The sequence below is a fragment of the Oryzomicrobium sp. genome (assembly GCF_021287045.1).
Lineage (GTDB): Bacteria > Pseudomonadota > Gammaproteobacteria > Burkholderiales > Rhodocyclaceae > Oryzomicrobium.
This window is the reverse complement of sequence record NZ_JAJTBG010000004.1, coordinates 1-18492: the sequence shown is the minus strand read 5'-3', so window position 1 is coordinate 18492 and position 18492 is coordinate 1. Positions and strand designations below refer to the sequence as shown.

The 18492-nt window shown below is 68.6% G+C and carries 21 protein-coding genes and 1 pseudogene; 3 read left to right on the top strand and 19 right to left on the bottom strand.

Features of this window, described 5'->3' with window-relative positions:
- Nucleotides 1–8: 8 nt before the first annotated feature.
- Nucleotides 9–482, top strand: coding sequence for a DoxX family protein (locus LWW89_RS05275; protein ID WP_293262256.1), 474 nt, complete (start codon nucleotides 9–11; stop codon nucleotides 480–482).
- Entirely contained in the window at nucleotides 479–2065 is a 1587-nt protein-coding gene (locus LWW89_RS05270; RefSeq protein WP_293262253.1) for an MFS transporter, read from the top strand. The genes LWW89_RS05275 and LWW89_RS05270 overlap by 4 nt, the downstream gene beginning before the upstream one ends.
- 27 nt (nucleotides 2066–2092) lie before the next feature.
- Here the strand turns inward: LWW89_RS05270 and LWW89_RS05265 are convergent, their stop codons facing one another.
- The 13 genes from LWW89_RS05265 to LWW89_RS05205 form a co-directional block, all read right to left on the bottom strand.
- On the bottom strand, nucleotides 2093–2383 hold the full coding sequence (locus LWW89_RS05265; RefSeq protein WP_293262250.1) for a YkgJ family cysteine cluster protein: 291 nt from the start codon (nucleotides 2381–2383) through the stop codon (nucleotides 2093–2095).
- Between the two features lie 134 nt (nucleotides 2384–2517).
- Nucleotides 2518–2910: a DUF2237 domain-containing protein gene (locus LWW89_RS05260; protein WP_334158856.1), complete on the bottom strand. Its 393-nt coding sequence runs from the start codon at nucleotides 2908–2910 to the stop codon at nucleotides 2518–2520.
- Between the two features lie 40 nt (nucleotides 2911–2950).
- A complete protein-coding gene (gene iscX, locus LWW89_RS05255) occupies nucleotides 2951–3154 on the bottom strand; it encodes a Fe-S cluster assembly protein IscX (RefSeq protein ID WP_293262245.1) in 204 nt (67 codons plus the stop codon).
- 5 nt (nucleotides 3155–3159) lie between these two features.
- Nucleotides 3160–3501 (bottom strand): ISC system 2Fe-2S type ferredoxin, encoded by a 342-nt coding sequence (gene fdx / locus LWW89_RS05250; RefSeq protein WP_293262242.1) that lies wholly within the window; start codon nucleotides 3499–3501, stop codon nucleotides 3160–3162.
- The gene (gene hscA, locus LWW89_RS05245; RefSeq protein WP_293262239.1) at nucleotides 3498–5402 is read right to left on the bottom strand and encodes a Fe-S protein assembly chaperone HscA; all 1905 of its coding nucleotides are present in this window, start codon (nucleotides 5400–5402) and stop codon (nucleotides 3498–3500) included. Before hscA ends, fdx begins: the two co-directional genes overlap by 4 nt.
- 131 nt (nucleotides 5403–5533) lie before the next feature.
- Nucleotides 5534–6064 (bottom strand): Fe-S protein assembly co-chaperone HscB, encoded by a 531-nt coding sequence (gene hscB, locus LWW89_RS05240; RefSeq protein WP_293262236.1) that lies wholly within the window; start codon nucleotides 6062–6064, stop codon nucleotides 5534–5536.
- Nucleotides 6064–6387 (bottom strand): iron-sulfur cluster assembly protein IscA, encoded by a 324-nt coding sequence (gene iscA / locus LWW89_RS05235; protein WP_293262233.1) that lies wholly within the window; start codon nucleotides 6385–6387, stop codon nucleotides 6064–6066. Before iscA ends, hscB begins: the two co-directional genes overlap by 1 nt.
- A 71-nt stretch (nucleotides 6388–6458) precedes the next feature.
- Complete coding sequence (gene iscU, locus LWW89_RS05230; RefSeq protein ID WP_054620627.1) at nucleotides 6459–6845, bottom strand: Fe-S cluster assembly scaffold IscU; 387 nt, start codon at nucleotides 6843–6845, stop codon at nucleotides 6459–6461.
- Between the two features lie 55 nt (nucleotides 6846–6900).
- Nucleotides 6901–8109: an IscS subfamily cysteine desulfurase gene (locus LWW89_RS05225; RefSeq protein WP_365781105.1), complete on the bottom strand. Its 1209-nt coding sequence runs from the start codon at nucleotides 8107–8109 to the stop codon at nucleotides 6901–6903.
- Between the two features lie 67 nt (nucleotides 8110–8176).
- Nucleotides 8177–9337 carry a cysteine desulfurase family protein gene (locus tag LWW89_RS05220; RefSeq protein WP_293262217.1) on the bottom strand — a complete coding sequence of 387 codons (1161 nt, stop codon included), beginning with the start codon at nucleotides 9335–9337 and terminating at the stop codon, nucleotides 8177–8179.
- A 33-nt stretch (nucleotides 9338–9370) separates the two neighbouring features.
- Nucleotides 9371–9886, bottom strand: a complete 516-nt coding sequence (iscR, locus tag LWW89_RS05215) for a Fe-S cluster assembly transcriptional regulator IscR (protein ID WP_293262214.1) — start codon at nucleotides 9884–9886, stop codon at nucleotides 9371–9373.
- Nucleotides 9887–10031: 145 nt separating this feature from the next.
- The gene (gene cysE, locus LWW89_RS05210) at nucleotides 10032–10793 is read right to left on the bottom strand and encodes a serine O-acetyltransferase (RefSeq protein WP_293262211.1); all 762 of its coding nucleotides are present in this window, start codon (nucleotides 10791–10793) and stop codon (nucleotides 10032–10034) included.
- 143 nt (nucleotides 10794–10936) lie between these two features.
- Entirely contained in the window at nucleotides 10937–11758 is an 822-nt protein-coding gene (locus LWW89_RS05205) for an RNA methyltransferase (protein ID WP_293262208.1), read from the bottom strand.
- Nucleotides 11759–11932: 174 nt separating this feature from the next.
- Between LWW89_RS05205 and LWW89_RS05200 the strand changes: the two genes are divergently transcribed.
- Nucleotides 11933–12745: an inositol monophosphatase family protein gene (locus LWW89_RS05200; RefSeq protein WP_293262205.1), complete on the top strand. Its 813-nt coding sequence runs from the start codon at nucleotides 11933–11935 to the stop codon at nucleotides 12743–12745.
- 175 nt (nucleotides 12746–12920) lie between these two features.
- Here LWW89_RS05200 and LWW89_RS05195 read toward each other — a convergent pair whose 3' ends face one another.
- The 6 genes and pseudogenes from LWW89_RS05195 to LWW89_RS05170 all read right to left on the bottom strand — a co-directional run.
- Nucleotides 12921–13685 carry a glycine zipper 2TM domain-containing protein gene (locus tag LWW89_RS05195; RefSeq protein WP_293262202.1) on the bottom strand — a complete coding sequence of 255 codons (765 nt, stop codon included), beginning with the start codon at nucleotides 13683–13685 and terminating at the stop codon, nucleotides 12921–12923.
- A 43-nt stretch (nucleotides 13686–13728) separates the two neighbouring features.
- On the bottom strand, nucleotides 13729–14154 hold the full coding sequence (locus tag LWW89_RS05190; RefSeq protein WP_293262199.1) for a hypothetical protein: 426 nt from the start codon (nucleotides 14152–14154) through the stop codon (nucleotides 13729–13731).
- A gap of 624 nt (nucleotides 14155–14778) precedes the next feature.
- Nucleotides 14779–16167, bottom strand: a complete 1389-nt coding sequence (locus tag LWW89_RS05185) for a sigma 54-interacting transcriptional regulator (protein ID WP_293262196.1) — start codon at nucleotides 16165–16167, stop codon at nucleotides 14779–14781.
- A 1-nt stretch (nucleotide 16168) separates the two neighbouring features.
- Nucleotides 16169–16678, bottom strand: a complete 510-nt coding sequence (locus LWW89_RS05180) for a hypothetical protein (protein ID WP_293262192.1) — start codon at nucleotides 16676–16678, stop codon at nucleotides 16169–16171.
- 31 nt (nucleotides 16679–16709) lie between these two features.
- The gene (locus LWW89_RS05175; RefSeq protein WP_293262189.1) at nucleotides 16710–18176 is read right to left on the bottom strand and encodes a HAMP domain-containing sensor histidine kinase; all 1467 of its coding nucleotides are present in this window, start codon (nucleotides 18174–18176) and stop codon (nucleotides 16710–16712) included.
- A 185-nt stretch (nucleotides 18177–18361) separates the two neighbouring features.
- Nucleotides 18362–18492: pseudogene (locus LWW89_RS05170) on the bottom strand (acetyl-CoA C-acyltransferase); the annotation flags it as partial.

Genomic DNA, 18492 nt, shown 5'->3' with positions numbered 1-18492 from the left:
ATCCACCCATGGCCGCCTCAACCCCAATCGGCAACAAACTGGCCGCCTGCGCGCGGCCGGTTTTTGCCTCCCACGCCATACGCTTCGCCGCCTACCTCGGTTTGTGCGCCGCCTACCTGCAAGGCGGGTTGGTCAAGCTCCATGACTTCCCAGGAGCCGTCGCAGAAATGGCCCATGCCGGGCTTGCCCCGGCGCCACTCTTTGCCGCCCTGGTCATCCTGCTCGAATTGGGCGCATCGGCGCTGATCCTGACCGGGCGGTGGCGCTGGCTCGGCGCCGTCGCGCTGTCCGGATTCACGCTGCTGGCAACCTTGCTGGCCCTGCGCTTCTGGGAACTACCCCCGGGGCAGGAGCGCTTCATGGCGGCCAATGCCTTCTTCGAGCACCTCGGCCTGGCCGGGGGCTTTCTGCTGGTCGCCTGGCTCGACCTGACCGAACGGCAGCCGACGGAACAATATGCGACGGAGTCCCGCCAGCCATGACCGAACTACGCGCAGCAGCCCCCAGCGGCGGTTTCGCCCCCCTCCGGCAAAAACTCTTCGCCGTGCTGTGGGCGGCGACGGTGATCGGCAACACCGGCAGCTTCATCCGCGACGTGGCCAGCGCCTGGCTGATGACCGACCTGTCGGCCTCCCCCGCCGCCGTGGCCATGGTGCAGGCGGCGGCGACCCTGCCGGTCTTCCTGCTGGCGATCCCGGCCGGGGTGCTGTCCGACATCCTTGACCGGCGCAAATTCCTGATCGGCATCCAGGTGCTGCTCGCCGCCGTCAGCATCTGCCTGATGCTGCTGTCGGCCACGGGCCTGCAATCGGTCGCCTCCCTGATCGGGCTGACCTTCCTGGGCGGCGTCGGCGCGGCGCTGATGGGGCCCACCTGGCAGGCCATCGTGCCGGAGCTGGTGGACAAGAAAGACCTCAAGGGCGCCGTGGCGCTCAATTCCCTGGGCATCAACATCGCCCGGGCCATCGGCCCCGCCCTCGGCGGCGTGGTCCTGGCCAGCCTGGGGGCCGCGGTGACCTATGGCGTCGACGTCATCAGCTACGTGTTCGTGGTCGCCGCCTTGCTGTGGTGGCGCCGCCCGGCGGCGGGCGAGGACGACCTGTCGGAGCAGTTTCTGGGCGCCTTCCGCGCCGGGCTGCGCTATGCCCGGGCCAGCCGCGAACTGCATGTGGTGCTGGTCCGCGCCTTTTTCTTCTTCATGCTGGCCAGCTCGGTCTGGGCGCTGCTGCCCCTGGTGGCCAGGAAGCTGCTGGGTGGCGGCGCCGGCTTCTACGGACTGCTGCTCGGCGCGGTCGGCCTAGGGGCGATCGGAGGTGCGCTGCTGATGCCCCGGCTGCGCGAGCGCCTGAGCCCGGACGGCATGGTGCTGATGGCCGCCGTCGTCACGGCGGCGGTGATGGTTTTCCTCTCCTTGGCGCCGCCCCAGTGGGCCGCGCTGATCGCCCTGCTGGCCCTCGGCGCCGCCTGGATTTCGGCCCTCACCACCCTCAACGGGGTGGCCCAATCCATCCTGCCCAACTGGGTGCGGGGGCGTTCCCTGGCCGTCTATCTCACCGTGTTCAACGGTGCCATGACGGCCGGCAGCCTGGCCTGGGGCGGCATCGCCAGCGCCATCGGAGTGCCGCTGACCCTGGTGGCCGGGGCCGTCGGACTGGTGATCGTCGCCCTGGCCTTCCACCGGCTGAAGCTGCCCAAGGGGGATGCGGACCTGGTGCCGTCCAACCACTGGCCCGAGCCGTTGACGGCAGCCCCCGTGGAGTACGACCGGGGGCCGGTGCTGATCCTGATCGAATACCGGATCGACCCGATGGAGCGGCAAGCCTTCCTGGCCTGCCTGACCCGGCTGTCGGCGGACCGCCGCCGCGACGGTGCCTACGACTGGGGCGTGAGCGAAGACGCCTCGGACCCCGCCGCGATGCTCGAATGGTTCAAGGTCGAATCCTGGGCGGAACACCTGCGCCAGCACCGGCGCGTGTCCAAGGCGGCGGCGGATGTCCAGGACGAGGTACTACGCTTCCACCGGGGAGACACGCCGCCCATCGTGCGTCACTTGCTGTCCGTGTAGCCAGGCCCGGTGCCGGCGCCGGCCGGTTCAGCCTCGCGCCGGTTCAAGCGACGCCCGCTCCGTCAGGCAATCGCTCTCCCCCATCGCGAACTCACGGCAGATGAAGGGGCGCCGCTCGTAGATGCGGCAGAGCATGGTGGCCCGGTCCAGGGCGGCGCACCAGCCGTCGTCACGGCGGGCCATGACCCAGCCGCCCCAGGCGTCCTGCTCGGTGAGGACCTCGGGCACGTCGTCGTCGCCCATCAGCATCACTTCCAGCCGGCAGCAGCAGGCCTGGCAGGTGGAACAGGTGACGGCGGGGGATTCGATATCATTCATGTGAGGGGTGAGAGGCCGGCGGCGGAGCCGTCGCCGGGAAGGCAAGCAAGGGTGCTTGCGGCAGGGAACGGGGATTTTGCTGAGTCCGCCTTCACTCAGCGGCAGTGGCGCAGCGCACTGCCCGAGTGTCCGCCCTACCCCTGCACCGCGAACCGGCGCAGGTCGTCGAGGCTGGCGTATTGCAGGGCACCGTAGTGGCTGGCGGCCAGCACCACCTGGGGGGCGTGGCCGGCGAGGAAGGCTTCTTGCCAGCGCGGCGCGCACAGGCACCAGCGGTCGCCGGGTTTGAGGCCGGGGAAGCCGTATTCGGGCCGGGGCGTGGACAGGTCGTTGCCCCGGGCCTTGGAGAATTCGAGGAACTCGGCGCTCATCACCGCGCAGACGGTGTGGCTGCCCACGTCGTCCGGGCCGCTTTCGCAGCAGCCGGTGCGGTAGAAGCCGGTGCGCGGCGATCCGCGGCCGCTGCACGGGGCCAGGGGGTCGCCGAAGACGTTGAGCTGGGGCCCGCCACCGGGCAGGTCGGACATGGTGCTCATGACGGTTCCCGCATTGGCGTCCTTAGCGCCCTTACTCCTGCTCTTCGATCCAGGCGGCCTGGATGGCTTCCAGGATGCGTTCGCCGCAGTGCTTGGGGTCGTCGGCGAAATCGGGCAGGGCCATGACCCAGTTCATCAGGTCGACGAAGTTGACCTTGGTCGGGTCCACTTCCGGGTAGGCATCGACCAGTTCTTCGGCGATGCGCAGGGTGTCGGTCCACTTGAATCCGCTCATGGTGCTCACCGGTGCCCTTCCTTGGCCATATTGATCGAGTAGCGGGGGATTTCCACCGTCAGCGGCGTATGGCCCACCTTGGCTTGACACGACAGGCGCGAGGTCGGTTCCAGGCCCCAGGCCTTGTCGAGCAGGTCTTCCTCGGTTTCCTCGGCATCTTCGAGGCTCTCGAAGCCTTCGCGGATCACCACGTGGCAGGTGGTGCAGGCGCAGGACATCTCGCAGGCGTGCTCGATCTCGATGTCGTGCTTGAGCAGGGCCTCGCAGATGCTCTGGCCGGGTTCGGCGTCGATGACGGCGCCTTCGGGGCAGAGTTCGACGTGGGGCAGGACGATGATCTGGGTCATTGCTTTTCTTCTCCGGCCGCGGCGCCCAGGGCGCTGTCGGCGACTTCGGTCACTTTCTTGCCGGCCAGGGCGCGGCGGATGGATTGGTCCATGCGACGGGCGGCGAATTCGTTGGTGGCGTCCACCAGCGCGTCCATGGTCATGTTGAGGGTGCGGCGGTTGTCACCCTGGATCACCTCGGCGAGCTTGGCCAGGGCCTGGTCGATCTTCTCGCGCTCGGCGGCATCGAGCAGGTGGGCGTCCTCATGGAGCGCCACCTGGGTGGCCTCGATCAGGCGCTGGGCTTCGACGCGGGATTCGGTCAGGGCGCGCAGGAAGGCGTCATCCTTGGCGTGGGCCATGGAGTCCTGGAGCATGGTGGTGATCTCGTCGTCGCTCAGGCCGTAGGACGGCTTGACGGTGACGCTGGATTCCACGCCGGAGATGGTCTCCCGGGCGGTCACCGAGAGCAGGCCGTCCGCATCCACCTGGAAGGTGACGCGGATGCGCGGGGCACCGGCCACCATGGGCGGGATGCCGCGCAGCTCGAAGCGGGCCAGGGAACGGCAGTCGGCCACCAGTTCGCGCTCGCCCTGGACCACGTGCACCGCCAGGGCGGTCTGGCCGTCCTTGAAGGTGGTGAATTCCTGGGCCCGGGCGATGGGGATGGTGGAGTTGCGCGGGATGATCTTCTCGGTCAGCCCGCCCATGGTTTCCAGCCCCAGGGACAGGGGGATCACGTCGAGCAGCAGCCAATCGTCGTCGCTGGTGCGGTTGCCGGCGAGCAGGTCGGCCTGCTTGGCGGCGCCCAGGGCCACTACCTTGTCCGGGTCCAGGTTGTTGAGAGGCTCCTGCTTGAAATACTCAGCCACGGCGCGCTGGATCTGGGGCATGCGGGTGGCGCCGCCTACCATCACCACGCCCTGGATGTCGTCCGGGCGCAGGCCGGCGTCGCGCAGGGCCTTCTTCACCGGCTGGATGGTCTTGGACACCAGGGTCTGGGTGATCTCGGTAAAGATCTCGGTGGTCAGCACCACGTCCACCGTCTCGCCGCTCTTCAAGCGCAGGTTGATCGGCGCGTTGTCGTGGGTGGTCAGGTATTCCTTGGCTTCCCGGGCGCGCTCCATCAGGCGGCGGGCGTCCTCGGCGGACGGCGGGCTGATCTTGGCCGCCTCCAGCATCCAACAATAAATGCGGTGGTCGAAGTCGTCACCGCCCAGGGCCGAATCGCCGCCGGTGGACAGCACCTCGAAAACGCCCTTGGCCAGGCGCAGAATCGAGATGTCGAAGGTGCCGCCGCCCAGGTCGTAAATGGCGAAAACGCCCTCGGACTTGTTGTCCAGGCCGTAGGCGATGGCCGCGGCGGTGGGTTCGTTGAGCAGGCGCAGCACGTTCAGGCCGGCCAACTTGGCGGCGTCCTTGGTGGCCTGGCGCTGGGCGTCGTCGAAATAGGCGGGAACGGTGATCACCACCCCCACCAGGTCGCCGCCCAGGGCGGCCTCGGCCCGGCCCTTGAGGGACTTGAGGATTTCCGCCGAGACTTCCACCGGGCTCTTCACCCCGGCGCGGGTGCGCACCCGGACCATGCCCGGGGCGGATTCGAATTCGTAGGGCAGCGCCTCGGAATGGGCGATGTCCTGAAGGCCGCGGCCCATGAAGCGCTTGACCGAGACGATGGTGTTGCGCGGATCGTCGGCCTGGTGGCGCTGGGCCTCCCGGCCCACTTCGATGCTGCCGTCGGGCAGGTAGCGCACCACAGAGGGCAGCATGGAGCGGCCCTGTTCGTCGTTGAGCACCTTGGCCATGCCGCTGCGCACGGTAGCAACCAGGGAATTGGTGGTGCCCAGGTCGATGCCCACGGCAAGCTTGTGTTCGTGCGGTGCGGCGGACTGGCCGGGTTCGGCGATCTGGAGAAGGGCCATGGGTCTTGGAGTAGAAAGGGTGAATACGGTGGAAACCAAACACCAAGCCGGGGCTGCCCTGCCCCGCCCGGCGCCAATGAGGCGGACCGTAGCGCGTACAGGCTAAGGCAGGCGGCCGGCTCGGGTGCGGGTCAGGCGTCTTCCAGGTCGGCCAGGGCGTCGTCCACTTCGCTGAGCAGCTTTTCCAGGAACATCAGTTCCCGCACCTTGCCGGCGGCCTCGGCATGAGCCTGGCGCTGGTCGATCAACTCGCCCAGTTCGTCGTAGCGCGCTTCCAGGGTGTGCTTGAGGCGGCGGTGGATGTCCTCCAGGGCAGCCAGATCGCTGGCGGCCCGGGCCTCCATGACGCCTTCGCGCCACTCCATCTGCTCCATGAGGAACTCGGGGTCCATGGCCGTGTTGCGCTCGGCATCCACGTCGAAGCCCTGCAGTTCGAGCAGGTAGCGGGCCCGGTCCAGGGGGCGGCGCAGTACGCGGTAGCCCTCGTTCACCCGGGTGGCCCACTGCATCGAGCGGCGCCGCTCGGCGTCGGTGCTGCCGGCGAAGCGGTCCGGATGGACCTCGGCCTGCAACACCCGGTAGCGGCTGTCCAGGGCCGCCCGGTCGAGTTCGAAGGTGGTCGGTAGCTCGAACAGGGCGAAGTAGTTGGCGCTCAGGTCCATCAGACTTTGAAGCTCTCGCCGCAGCCGCACTCATCCTTGACGTTGGGGTTGTTGAACTTGAACCCCTCGTTGAGGCCTTCCTTGGCGTAGTCGAGTTCGGTGCCGTCCAGGTAGGGCAGGCTCTTGGGGTCGATCACCACCTTGACGCCATGGCTCTCGAACACCTGATCCTCGTCGCCCAGTTCGTCGACGAACTCAAGCTTGTAGGCCATGCCGGAACAGCCGCTGGTGCGCACGCCCAGGCGCAGGCCGACGCCCTTGCCGCGCTTGGTAAGAAAGCCGGTGACGTGCTTGGCGGCGCTTTCGGTGAGAGTGATAGCCATGATGACTCCTGAAGAAGACGAAGAAGAACGGAAGTCCGGCGGGCCCGCCTCGTGAGCGGCCCGCGGCGGGATTACTTGTCGTCCTGCTTCTTCTTGTAGTCGGCCACGGCCGCCTTGATGGCGTCCTCGGCGAGGATGGAGCAGTGGATCTTCACCGGCGGCAGGGCCAGTTCCTCGGCGATCTGGGTGTTCTTGATCTCCAGGGCCTCGTCCAGGCTCTTGCCCTTGACCCATTCGGTCACCAGGGAGCTGGAGGCGATGGCGGAGCCGCAGCCGTAGGTCTTGAACTTGGCGTCCTCGATGACACCGTCCTTGCCCACCTTGATCTGCAGCTTCATCACGTCGCCGCAGGCGGGGGCGCCCACCATGCCGGTGCCGACGCCTTCTTCGTCCTTGGTGAAGGAGCCGACGTTGCGGGGGTTTTCGTAGTGATCCAGCACTTTGACGCTGTATGCCATGATGTTTCTCCTAGGGTCGGGGGTGCGCGGGCGCGTTGTTGGCGCTACGGATGGCTTAGTGGGCGGCCCACTGCACGGTGTTCAGGTCGATGCCTTCCTGGACCATTTCCCAGAGCGGCGACAGTTCGCGCAGCTTGCCGATCTTCTTGTGCATCAGGTCGATGGTGTAGTCGATCTCTTCCTCGGTGGTGAAGCGGCCGATGGAGAAGCGGATCGAACTGTGGGCCAGTTCGTCGTTGCGGCCCAGGGCGCGCAGCACGTAGGACGGCTCCAGGGAGGCGGAAGTGCAGGCGGAGCCGGACGACACGGCCAGGTCCTTGACTGCCATGATCATCGACTCGCCTTCCACGTAGGCGAAGGAAATGTTCAAGTTGTGGGGCACCCGGTGGATCAGGTCGCCGTTCACATAGACTTCCTGCATGTCGGTGAGGCCCTTCAGCAAGCGCTGTTGCAGCTTGGCGATGCGGGCATTCTCGCTGGCCATCTCTTCCTTGGCGAGGCGGAAGGCCTCGCCCATGCCGACGATCTGGTGGGTGGCCAGGGTGCCGGAGCGCATGCCGCGCTCATGGCCGCCGCCGTGCATCTGGGCTTCGAGGCGGATGCGCGGCTTGCGGCGCACGTACAGGGCGCCGATGCCCTTGGGGCCGTAGGTCTTGTGGGCGGAGAAGCTCATCAGGTCCACCTTGAGCGTGCTCAGGTCGATGTCCACCTTGCCGGTGGCCTGGGCGGAATCCACGTGGAAGATCACGCCCTTGGCGCGGCAGATCTCGCCCAGTTCGGCGATGGGCTGGACCACGCCGATCTCGTTGTTCACGTACATCACCGAGGCCAGGATGGTGTCGGGGCGGATCGCCGCCTTGAACGCTTCCAGGTCGAGCAGGCCGTTGTCCTGGACGTCCAGGTAGGTGACTTCGAAACCCTGGCGCTCCAGTTCGCGCATGGTGTCGAGCACGGCCTTGTGCTCGGTCTTCACCGTAATCAGGTGCTTGCCCTTGCCGGAATAGAAATTCGCCGCGCCTTTGATCGCCAGGTTGTTCGACTCGGTGGCGCCGGAGGTCCACACGATCTCCTTGGGATCGGCGTTCACCAGGGCCGCCACCTGCTCCCGGGCCTCTTCCACCGCCGCTTCGGCGGTCCAGCCGAAGGAGTGGGAACGGGAAGCGGGGTTGCCGAAATTCTCCACCAGGAAGGGGATCATCTTTTCCGCGACCCGGGGATCCACCGGGGTGGTGGCCGAATAGTCCAGGTAGATCGGCAATTTCAGCATTTTTCTGTGCTCCGTTGAGTCAGGGTAATCGCGAGGCGGGCGGTATTTTACCGCCTGCGCCCGCTCAGGCAGTAGTCAGGGCGGATAGGCTTTTCAAGCGTTCCACCGTCTGTTTCAAAGTTTTCAGGAAGCGCTCGGCGTCGTCCGGGGTGTTGCCCTCGCCGACGCTGAGGCGCACCGCGCCCCGGGCCAGGCCGGGTTCCACGCCCATGGCGGCGAGCACGTGGGACGGTTCCGGGTTGGCCGACGAGCAGGCCGCGCCGCTGGCGCAGGCAAAACCGTCCCGGTCGAGCTTGCCCACCAGGGTCTCGCCGTCGATGCCGGGAAAGGCAAAATAAGTGGTGTTGGGCAGGCGCTGCGCCTCGTCCGCGGGGGCGCCGAACAGGGTCGCGCCGAACTCGGCCAGCCCCGCCTCGATGCGCCGGCGCAAGGCCCGGGCATGGGTGGCGCGGGCCTCCAGGCGTTCCGCCGCCAGGGTGCAGGCGCGGCCGAAGCCGACGATCGCCGCCACGTTCTCGGTACCCGAGCGCAGGCCGCGCTCGTGGCCGCCGCCGGCGATCAAAGGCTGCAACTCCACCCGCTTGTCGAGGATGAGGGCCGCGGCGCCCTTGGGGCCGTAAATCTTATGGCTCGACACGGTCATGGCCGCCACGCCCAGGGCGCGGAAATCCACCGGGCGCTTGCCCAGGGCTTGGACCGCATCGGTGTGGAACCAGACGCCGGCGTCCCGGGCTTGGCCCGCCAGGGCGGCCACGTCCTGAATCACGCCAGTCTCGTTGTTGGCGAGCATCACGGAAGCGAACAGCGGGCGCTTGGCCAAGGCCGCGCCGTAGGCGGCCGGGTCGATGCGCCCGAGGCCGTCCACGCCGATCTTGGTCAGGTCCCAGCCGGCCCGGGCCAACTGCTCAGCGGGTTTGATCACGCAGGGGTGCTCGATGGCCGACACGGCCAGGGCACCCGGGGCGTGACCGGCGGACAGGCCCTTGATGAACAGGTTGTTGGCTTCCGACCCGCCGCTGGTGAACACCACCTCGGTGGGATGGGCGCCGACCGCGATCGCCACCTGCTCCCGGGCCTCGTCCACGGCGCGCCGCGCCGCCCGGCCGTACTCGTGACGGCTGGAGGCGTTGCCGTACTGCTCGCGCAGGTAGGGCAACATGGCGTCCAGCACCTCCGGGGCAATCGGGGTGGTGGCGTTGTGGTCCAGGTAGGTGGGGGCGAACACGTCAGCCTCGGAAAATCGCCAAACGTCCGGTGGTCACACGGCAGCCAGGGACTTGGCCGAATTGCGGTGCAGGCTGGCGGCGGGAATGCTCGCCACCCCGCCGGCCACGCCGCCAGCCTCGGCCCCTTCGGCCTCGGCCAAACGGGCCTGCTGCTGGGACACCAGGTCGGCCAGGAAGACCGAACTCAGGTACTCGTACATCTTGGTGTTGAGGGTGGTCCACAGGTCGTGGGTCATGCAGCGGTGCTCGCCGTGACAATTCTCGCGACCGCCGCACTGGGTGGCGTCCAGAGGCTCGTCAACGGCGCGGATGATGTCGGCCACGGACACCTGGTCCAGGGGCTTGGCCATGCAGTAGCCGCCGCCGGGGCCACGCACGCTCTCCACCAACTTGTGGCGGCGCAGCTTGCCAAAGAGCTGTTCGAGATAGGAGAGGGAAATCTTCTGCCGCTCGCTGATGCCGGCCAGGGTGACTGGCCCGTCCTGACCGCGAAGCGCCAGGTCGATCATGGCCGTGACGGCAAAACGTCCCTTGGTGGTGAGTCGCATGACAACCTCGCAGTCGAGTAACTTGGTACCCGGAATTCGGTGATTCGATGACGTGAGACAACCGGACAGCCCCAAGCCTTGCCTGGCGCCAATACCCGATTTGTTTAGTCAACTATACCGATACCCTCCATTTTTAGTCAACTATTTAGTCGACTATTTTGCTCAAGTATTTGGGGTCGAACTTGTCGGCGGTGGCCAGGGCCTCTTCCGCCGACAAGCCCATCTGTTCCAGGCGGGCGATCAGCACCGCCAGGCGGCGGTCGGTTTCCACCGCATGATCGAGCAGGCCGTGGATGGCCTTGGCCAGGGGATCGTCGTCGTTGCGGGCCACGGCGTAGGCGGAAAAGCCCATCTGCTGGGCCATTTCCTGGCGTGCCTTGTCCTTGTCCGCATCCTCGCGCAGCACCAGCCGGGCCGGGTTGCCCACTGCGGTGCCGCCCGCCGGGACTTCCTTGACCACCACGGCATTGGAGCCGACCTTGGCGCCGGCGCCGATGGTGATGGGTCCCAGGATCATGGCGCCGGCCCCCACCACCACCCCGTCTTCCAGGGTGGGATGGCGCTTGCCCTTGTTCCACGAGGTGCCCCCCAGGGTGACGCCGTGATAGAGGGTCACGTCGTCGCCGATCAGGGCGGTCTCGCCGATCACCACGCCCATGCCGTGATCGATGAAGAAGCGGCGGCCGATGGTGGCCCCGGGGTGAATCTCGATGCCGGTGAAGAAGCGCGCCAGATGCGAGGTGAAGCGGGCCAGCCAGCGCAGCCGGTGGCCCCACAGCCAGTGGGCGGCCCGGTGCATCCACACCGCGTGCATGCCCGGGTAGCAGGTCAGCACCTCCCACATGGAACGGGCGGCCGGATCCCGGTCGAACACGGAACGGATGTCTTCGCGCATGCGCTTGAACATGATGGAACGGTCTTTTCTCAAGTGGTGAAACGCGCCCGGATGTTTGACAACTGCGGTGACAACCGCGGGACAACCCCTGCCCCGCCTGGCCGCGACGGCGTTTCGATTAACTGAATTCTAAATTACCCGACTTTTTTGCTCAACTATTTGCCGCCGGGGCCGGACATTTTCGCTTCGACCGCCGACAGCAGGCCGCGCAGGATGTTCACCTCGTCCCGCTCCAGCCCGGCCCGGGCGAACAGGCGGCGCAGCTTGGGCACCAGGCGCTTGGGCTGGTCCGGGTTGTGGAAGCCGCTGTCGATCATCACCCGCTCCAGGTGGGCGTAAAACCCCTCCACGTCGCCGAAGGTGGCGACGGGGGACGAGAACGGCGTGGCGACAGTGGATTCCGGTGGCCGCCCGGCATAGGCGGCCATGCGCACTTCCCAGGCCAGCAGTTGGACCGCCGCCCCCAGGTTGAGGGAACTGTAGGACGGGTTGGCGGGAATGGTCACCAGCCGGCTGCAACGCATCGCTTCTTCGTTGGACAGCCCCACGGTCTCGTTGCCGAACACCAGGGCCACCTCCCCTCCCCCGTCTTCGTCTGGCCGGGAGGCGAAGTCCACCAGGGCGGCGGCGGCCTCCCGGGCGGGCAGCGGGGGCGGCCCCACCTCGCGCTTGCGCGCCGACAGGGCCAGGGACATGACGGTGCCGTCCAGGGCCTCGTCCAGGGTGTCGCATACCCGGGCGGCCTCCAGCACATCCTGGGAGCCGGCGGCCCGGGCGGTGGCCTCGGGATCGGGGAAGAGCTTGGGGGTCACCAGCACCAGGCGGGACAGCCCCATGGTCTTCAACGCCCGGGCGGCGGCGCCGATGTTGCCCGGATGACTGGGCCGGCACAGCACGATGCGGATGAGTGCCAGGGCCGTCGAGGCTGTGTCTGCGGCACCCGGGGAAGGAAGGAGAGGCGAGGTTGCGGTGTTCATAGTAAAATGCGGCCATCAAACGAGTCGGGCGGCGCCTGCAAGCGCCGCCCGATTTGCTATTTTGTTTCGCGCGGTTGGCGATCTCGGGTCCGCTGGGCTTCCAGTCCGGCCCGGCAACCAGCCCCGCATCTACGGAACCGGCCTGCCGGTTCCGCACTTCGGTTCTTTATCATCATGCATCCAGCCCTGAATATCGCCATCAAGGCGGCGCGCCGCGCCGGTCAGATCATCAACCGTGCCTCCATGGACCTGGAGAGCGTCCGGGTTGCGGCCAAGCGCCCCAAGGATTACGTCACCGAGGTGGACCAGGCGGCCGAAGCGGCCATTCTCGAAGTCCTGCGCGAAGCGTATCCGAATTACGGAATTCTAGCAGAAGAGACCGGTGCCTTCCCCGGCAGCGGCGCCCAGGGCGCGGAATTCCAGTGGATCATCGATCCCCTGGACGGCACCACCAACTTCATCCACGGTTTTCCCCAGTACGCCGTCTCCATCGCCCTCGCCCACCAGGGCGTGGTCACCCAGGCGGTGGTCTACGACCCCAACCGCAACGAGCTGTTCACCGCCACCCGGGGCCGGGGCGCCTTCCTCAACGACCGCCGCATCCGCGTCTCCAACCGCGCCAAGCTGGCCGACACCCTGATCGGCACCGGCTTTCCCTTCCGCACCTTCGACCACGCGGATACCTATCTGAACATCTTCCGCGAAGTCACCGAAAAGACCGCCGGCGTGCGTCGCCCGGGCGCCGCCGCCCTGGACCTGGCCTACGTGGCCTGCGGCCGCCTCGACGGCTTCTGGGAATTCGGCCTGGCCCCCTGGGACAGCGCCGCCGGCTCCCTGCTCATCCTCGAAGCGGGCGGCCTGATCTCCGACCTGGCCGGCGAAGCCAACTACCTGGACAGCGGCAACGTGGTGGCGGGCAACCCTAAGGTGTTCGGCCAGCTGTTGCAGATCATCCAGAGCCACCGGGACGAACGCCTGCCGGCCTGACCGGCCCATGGCAACGCGCCAATGAAAACGGGAGCCCGCGGGCTCCCGTTTTTTCTTGGGATGCAGCCTCCTCCACACCAAAAAATAACCCGGCGTCGCAAAGCGAAGCGCCGGGCAAGAGGGAGGAACCGGGAGGAATCGAAAGAGGAGTCGATACGGGGGACTGCTATAGGAATCAGGAGCGGGCGGACACGCTGCCGTTGATCACCTTCACCTTGTCGCCCACGGCCACCGCCGGCACGTGGGACTGGGACACGGTGCGGTAGGAACCGTCGTCCATGCGCACCGTGATGCGGTACACGGTGTCCTTGCGCACGTTCTTCTCGATGGCGTTGCCGGCAAAGGCACCGCCCACCGCGCCCAGCAGGGTCATGACGGTACGGCCGTTGCCGTTGCCCATCTGGTTGCCCACCAGGCCGCCGGTCACGCCGCCGGCCACAGCCCCCAGGCCGCTGCCGCTGCCTTCCACCTCGACGGCGCGCACCGACTCCACCACGCCGCAACTGGCGCAGACGGAAGCCGAAGCCGCCGGAGCGCCCTCGGCCGCGCTGGCCATGGGCTGGGCGCCCGCGCCGGAGCGGACCTGCAAGGGCGCCTGGCGATGGCTGCGCGGCGCTGCCACCGGCCGGGTTTCAGATGGTGCAACAGGCGCAGCGGCCTGGCCGCCCGTGGCAGCGGCCGGCGCCGGGCCGGACGCCCCGTCCGGGGACATCAGGGCCTTGGCGGCCCCCTCGGCGGCGGCGCTCTGGCTGGAGGGCGCCGTGGATTGGGCATGGGGCAGCAGGCCGGTCACTGCGGCGATGCCGAGCAGGCTGAACACGGTGACGGACACCGCCGCCGCGGTGAGCAACGGATGCAGGCGGGGCTTGGCGGCGGGAGCGGCGCTGGCAGGCTGCTCGGCAGCCAGGGAAGTCGGAGTGATGGCAGGGGAAGCGTTCATGATGGATCTCCTGTGTTTTTATCGGTGCAAAAGGCAGGGCGGATCAGTCCCGATCCCAGTGGCGGTGATGGCGCCATTCGCGCCCCCAGTGCCCCGGGGGGCCGTAGTAGCCGTAAGGCGCATAGACGGGACGGCCGTAGCTCGGCACCACATAGACCGGCGCCGGAGGCGGTGCATAGACCACCGGGGGCGGCGGGGCATAGACGTAGGCCGGCCGGGGCGGCGGCGCGTAATAAGGCGCCGGAGACGAGGCGACGACCACGCCGGTGGCCGCGCCCAGGGCGCCACCGACGATGGCGCCGTTGCGGCCGCCGACCGCCGAACCGACGGCGGCCCCGGCGGCGCCGCCGATGGCACCACCCAGGACGGCTTCGCCGCCGCCGTAGGCCAGAGCCGGGGTCGCGCCACCCAGCAGGGCGGCGGCCAGGCCGGCCACCAGGGCGGGGAGCAGGAAACGAGAGCGAGACATGTTGTTTTCTCCAGGGTCGGTACCGAACAGGCACCGTTGCTCCCTACATCGCAACAGCCGTGCCAAGCCGCTGCCGCAATGGAGAAAACCGCGATGAATCAATTACCTGCATGACAACAGGCCGAACGGACAAGACCCTGGCGAGGCCCGCAGCCCACCTGCGCCCAGCAAACCTGTCGGGCCGGGACGACACCTGGAAACAGCCGGCATGAGAAAACGCCGGCAAGCCATTGTTCCGCCTGGAAAAACAACCTGTCGTCCAGTCCCGACGGCATTCCCGGAGCCAGTACCGCCCCGCCGTTTTTCCAATACGCGAACCGGGGCCGGCGGCCCCGAACTTTCTACCGGGATGCCGGGGCTTCCGCGCCCGATACTTGAATTTTTTTAATACATTCAGGAAGGCGTTGCGCCAAAGTCGATAACTGGCGCGGACCTTTGCTTTTGCATCGGCCGGTTACTTGAATTTTATTAATACATCGTCCTAAAAAACCCCGCCACGACACCGGCCGGCCGCAGGCGGATTCGGCCCGTACAAGCCCATGCCAGCGCAGAGAAGGTCGGACAGGTGCGGATAGGTGCGGGCAGGCTTAGGCCGGCGAGGTGCCGGCCCAGGCCCCGGCCGGCTCAGGCGTCCTTGAAGTGCTTGGGGTCCAGGCTGTGGCGTTCCAGCAGCCGGTAGAACTCGGTGCGGTTGCGCTCGGCCAGGCGGGCGGCCTGGGTGACGTTGCCGGCGGTGAGCTTGAGCAGGCGCACCAGGTAGTCCCGCTCGAAGGCCAGCTTGGCCTCGTCCAGGGGGGTCAGGGCCACCGGCTCGTCGCGCAGGGCCTCCCGCACCCGTTCCGCCGGCACCACGCCGGAGGGCGTCAGAGCCACGGCCTGGGCCACCGCGTTCTGCAACTGGCGCACGTTGCCCGGCCAAGGGGCGGCCACCAGCAACTCCAGGGCCTCCGGGGCAAAGCCGCTCACCGGGCGGCCGTAGCGCTGCGCCGCCTGTTGCAGGAAGTGGCGCGCCAGGGCCGGGATGTCCTCGCGCCGCTCGGAAAGCAGGGGCAGGACCAGGGACACCACGTTGAGGCGGTAATAGAGGTCCTCGCGGAAGCGCCCCTCGGCGATGGCCTGCTCCAGGTTGCGGTGGGTGGCGGAAATCACCCGCACATCCACCGGCACCGAGGCGGCGGCCCCCACCGGGCGCACCTCCCGCTCCTGCAACACACGCAGCAGCTTGGCCTGGAGGATGAGGGGCATGTCGCCGATCTCGTCGAGAAAGACGGTGCCGCCCTCGGCCTGCTGGAACAGGCCCTTGTGGTCGTAGGCGGCGCCGGTGAAGGCGCCCTTGCGGTGGCCGAACAGTTCGGATTCGAGCAGGTGCTCGGGGATCGCCGCGCAGTTGATGGCGACGAAGGGCCGGGCCGCCCGGGGGCCGGCCCGGTGGATGGCCTGGGCCAGCACTTCCTTGCCGCTGCCGCTGGCGCCCAGCACCAGCACCGGGGCGTCGGTGGCGGCCACCAGTTCGGCCCGCTCCAGCACCGTGCGCATGGCCGGGCCCACGGCGATGATGCCCTCGCGCCAGTCCCCTCCTCCGGCGGCGGCCGGCGGCAAGGCCGACAGGGCCAGGGCCCGCTCCACCTCGGCGAGCAGGGTGGAGCCCTCGAAGGGCTTGGGGATGAAGCCGAAGACGCCGCGCTGCACCGCCTCCACCGCGTCGGGGATGGTGCCGTGGGCGGTGAGCACGATCACCGGCAGGCCCGGGGCGCGCTTTTGCAGGGCGTCGAACAGGGCCAGGCCGTCCATGCCGCCCATCTTCAGGTCGGTCACCACCAGCCGGGGCCGGGCGCCGGCATGGGCGTCGAACAGGGCCAGGGCGGCCTCGCCGCTGGCGGCGGACTGGACCGTGTAGCCGGCGGCGGTCAGGCGCAGGCCGATCAGGCGCAGCAGGTCCGGCTCGTCGTCCACCACCAGGATGTCGGGCACGGCCAGGGCCTTGGATGGGGACGAGGACGGGGCAGCGGCCATGTCAGCGCCCTCCCCGTTCGATGAACTGGCGCTCCAGGGATTTCAGGGCATCCACCTGGTCCTTCAACTGCCGGGATGACTTGGTCTCGCGCACCCGCTCGCGCAACTGGGCGAGCAGATAGCCGGCGTAGTCCCGGGCCGGCCCCGGGGTGCCGCCGGCCACCGGTTCGAGCAGGGCGATGGCCCGGGCGTCGTCCCCCAGCGTCGGCGTGGGCAGGGCCAGCAGGGTGGCCAGGTTGAGGCGGTTTTCCAGGCTCTTGTCCCGACCGTAGGCCTGCTGGGCGTGGGTCAGCTCGCGCTTTTGCTCGTCGCCGCCGGCCTGGGCGGCGCGCTGCCCCAGGGCCAGGGCGTCCAGCACCCGGGCACCCTCGGTGCCGGGGATGGTGGTCATGCTGGCGGGGGGCGGCAGGCTTTGGCAGGCCGCCAGGGGCAGCAGGGCGATCAGGGCCAGGCGGGGCAGCCAGCGCCGGGCCGCGGTTGGGTCGAAATGGATCATCGTTGCGTCTTTCATGGGCCGGCCGGTGGATTCGGCGTGTTTCCGATCAATCGGCCAGCAAGGGCAAAGTCAGGCGGAAGGCGGCGCCGGGGTAGTCCGGGTCGGCCCCGTCCTCCAGGGTCAGGCGGCCGCCCTGGGCTTCGGCCAGCTCCCGGGCGATGGCCAGGCCGAGCCCCGAACCGGCCAGGGCCGAATGTCCCGGCGCGCCACGGTAGAACCACTGGAAGACCTGGTCCCGGGCCTCGGGCGCGATGCCCGGACCCTGGTCGCAGACCTCCAGCACGGCGGCGCCGTCCTCTGCGGCGAGCCACACCGCAACCTGGCCGCCTTCGGGGGAATACTTGACCGCGTTGGAAAGCAGGTTGTCCATCACCGTGGCCAGCTTGTCCGCGTCGCCCCGCACCCGCAGGGCCGCCGGGGCCGCCACCGCGATGCCGACGCCCCGGGCCTGGGCGGCCAGGCGCTGGGCATCCACCGCCGTCCGCAGGGGTTCCGCCAGGTCGAGGGGGATCAGTTCGACCCGCCCCAGGTCCTGGAGGGCGCGCTGGTAGTCGAGAAAACGCTCGATCAGGGCCTGGAGTTGACGGGCCTGGTCGTCCAGGATGCCCACCACCTCCCCCTGGGCCGGGCTGAGATCGCCCAGGGCGCCCTCCTTGAGCAGGGCCGCGCCCTCGCGCAGGGCGGTGAGGGGCGTTTTCAGTTCGTGGGAGACGTGGCGCAGCAGGCGCTGCTTCTGGTCTTCCAGGTCGGCCAGGCGCTGCCGGGTCCATTCCAGGCGGCGGCCCAGCTCCTCGAAGTCGGCGGGGCCGCTCACCGCCACCGGCCGGGAAAAATCCCCCTCCCCCAGGCGACGCACCGCCCGGTCCAGGGCTTTCAGGGGACGGGCCACCAGCCAGGAGGCCAGCACCGCGCCGGTAAGGGACAGGCCGATCATGGCGGTGAGGCGCCACCACAGCTGGCGCTCGGTGTCGGCGGCCAGGGTGGCGAGACGGGTCACTTCCCGGTCGTTGATCTCGTTGCTCGCCGCCAGGAGCCGGGTGGCGCTGTCCGACAGGCTGCGGTAGCCCTCGGCCAGGCCGGCCATGCGGGTGCCTTCCCGGGCCGCGCCGGACAGGCGGGCGAACAGGGCCTCCTCGCTTTCCACCGCCCGGTTGAGGGTGGCCAGTTGGTCCTCGGACAGGGGCAGCAGGGCCAGTTCGCTGGAGGTGGCCTTGAAGCGCTGGCGCACCGTGCTGTAATCGTCGATCAGGCTCGCGTCGGCGAGGATTTCCACCTGCCGGGCGATGCGCTCCAGGGTCAGGGCCTGGTCCGCCAGCTGCCGGCTGGCCCGGGCGCCGGCGGCGGCCTGGGTGACCGCCTGGCGGGCTTCGCCGGACAACCGCTCCAGGCCGGTGACGCTCTCCACCAGGGCGCCGACCAGGGGCAAGGCCGCCAGAAGAAAGGCCACCGTCAGCAGGGTGCGGAACGACGGGGCGACGAGGCGGCGGCGGGGAACGGAGGGACGGGAGGGCAAAGGGACGGACAGCGCAAAAAACGACCCGCCGATTCTACACGCCCGCCTCCGGCCCGTTTTTCCGGCCCGGCGACTTCCCTGCCAAGCCTTGCCCGGCGCCTAGTTGCGCCGGGTTGCGGCTTGCCGGAGGCATGGGCAGATGCACGAGGCACGGACCTCCCCGCCGTCCGCCCGCGCCATGGGGGCTACAGCGCCTCGAACACCCCCGCGGCGCCCATGCCGGTGCCGATGCACATGGTCACCATGCCGTACTTGCCCTTAGTGCGCTTCAGGCCGTGCAGCAAGGTGGCGGTGCGGATCGCCCCGGTGGCGCCCA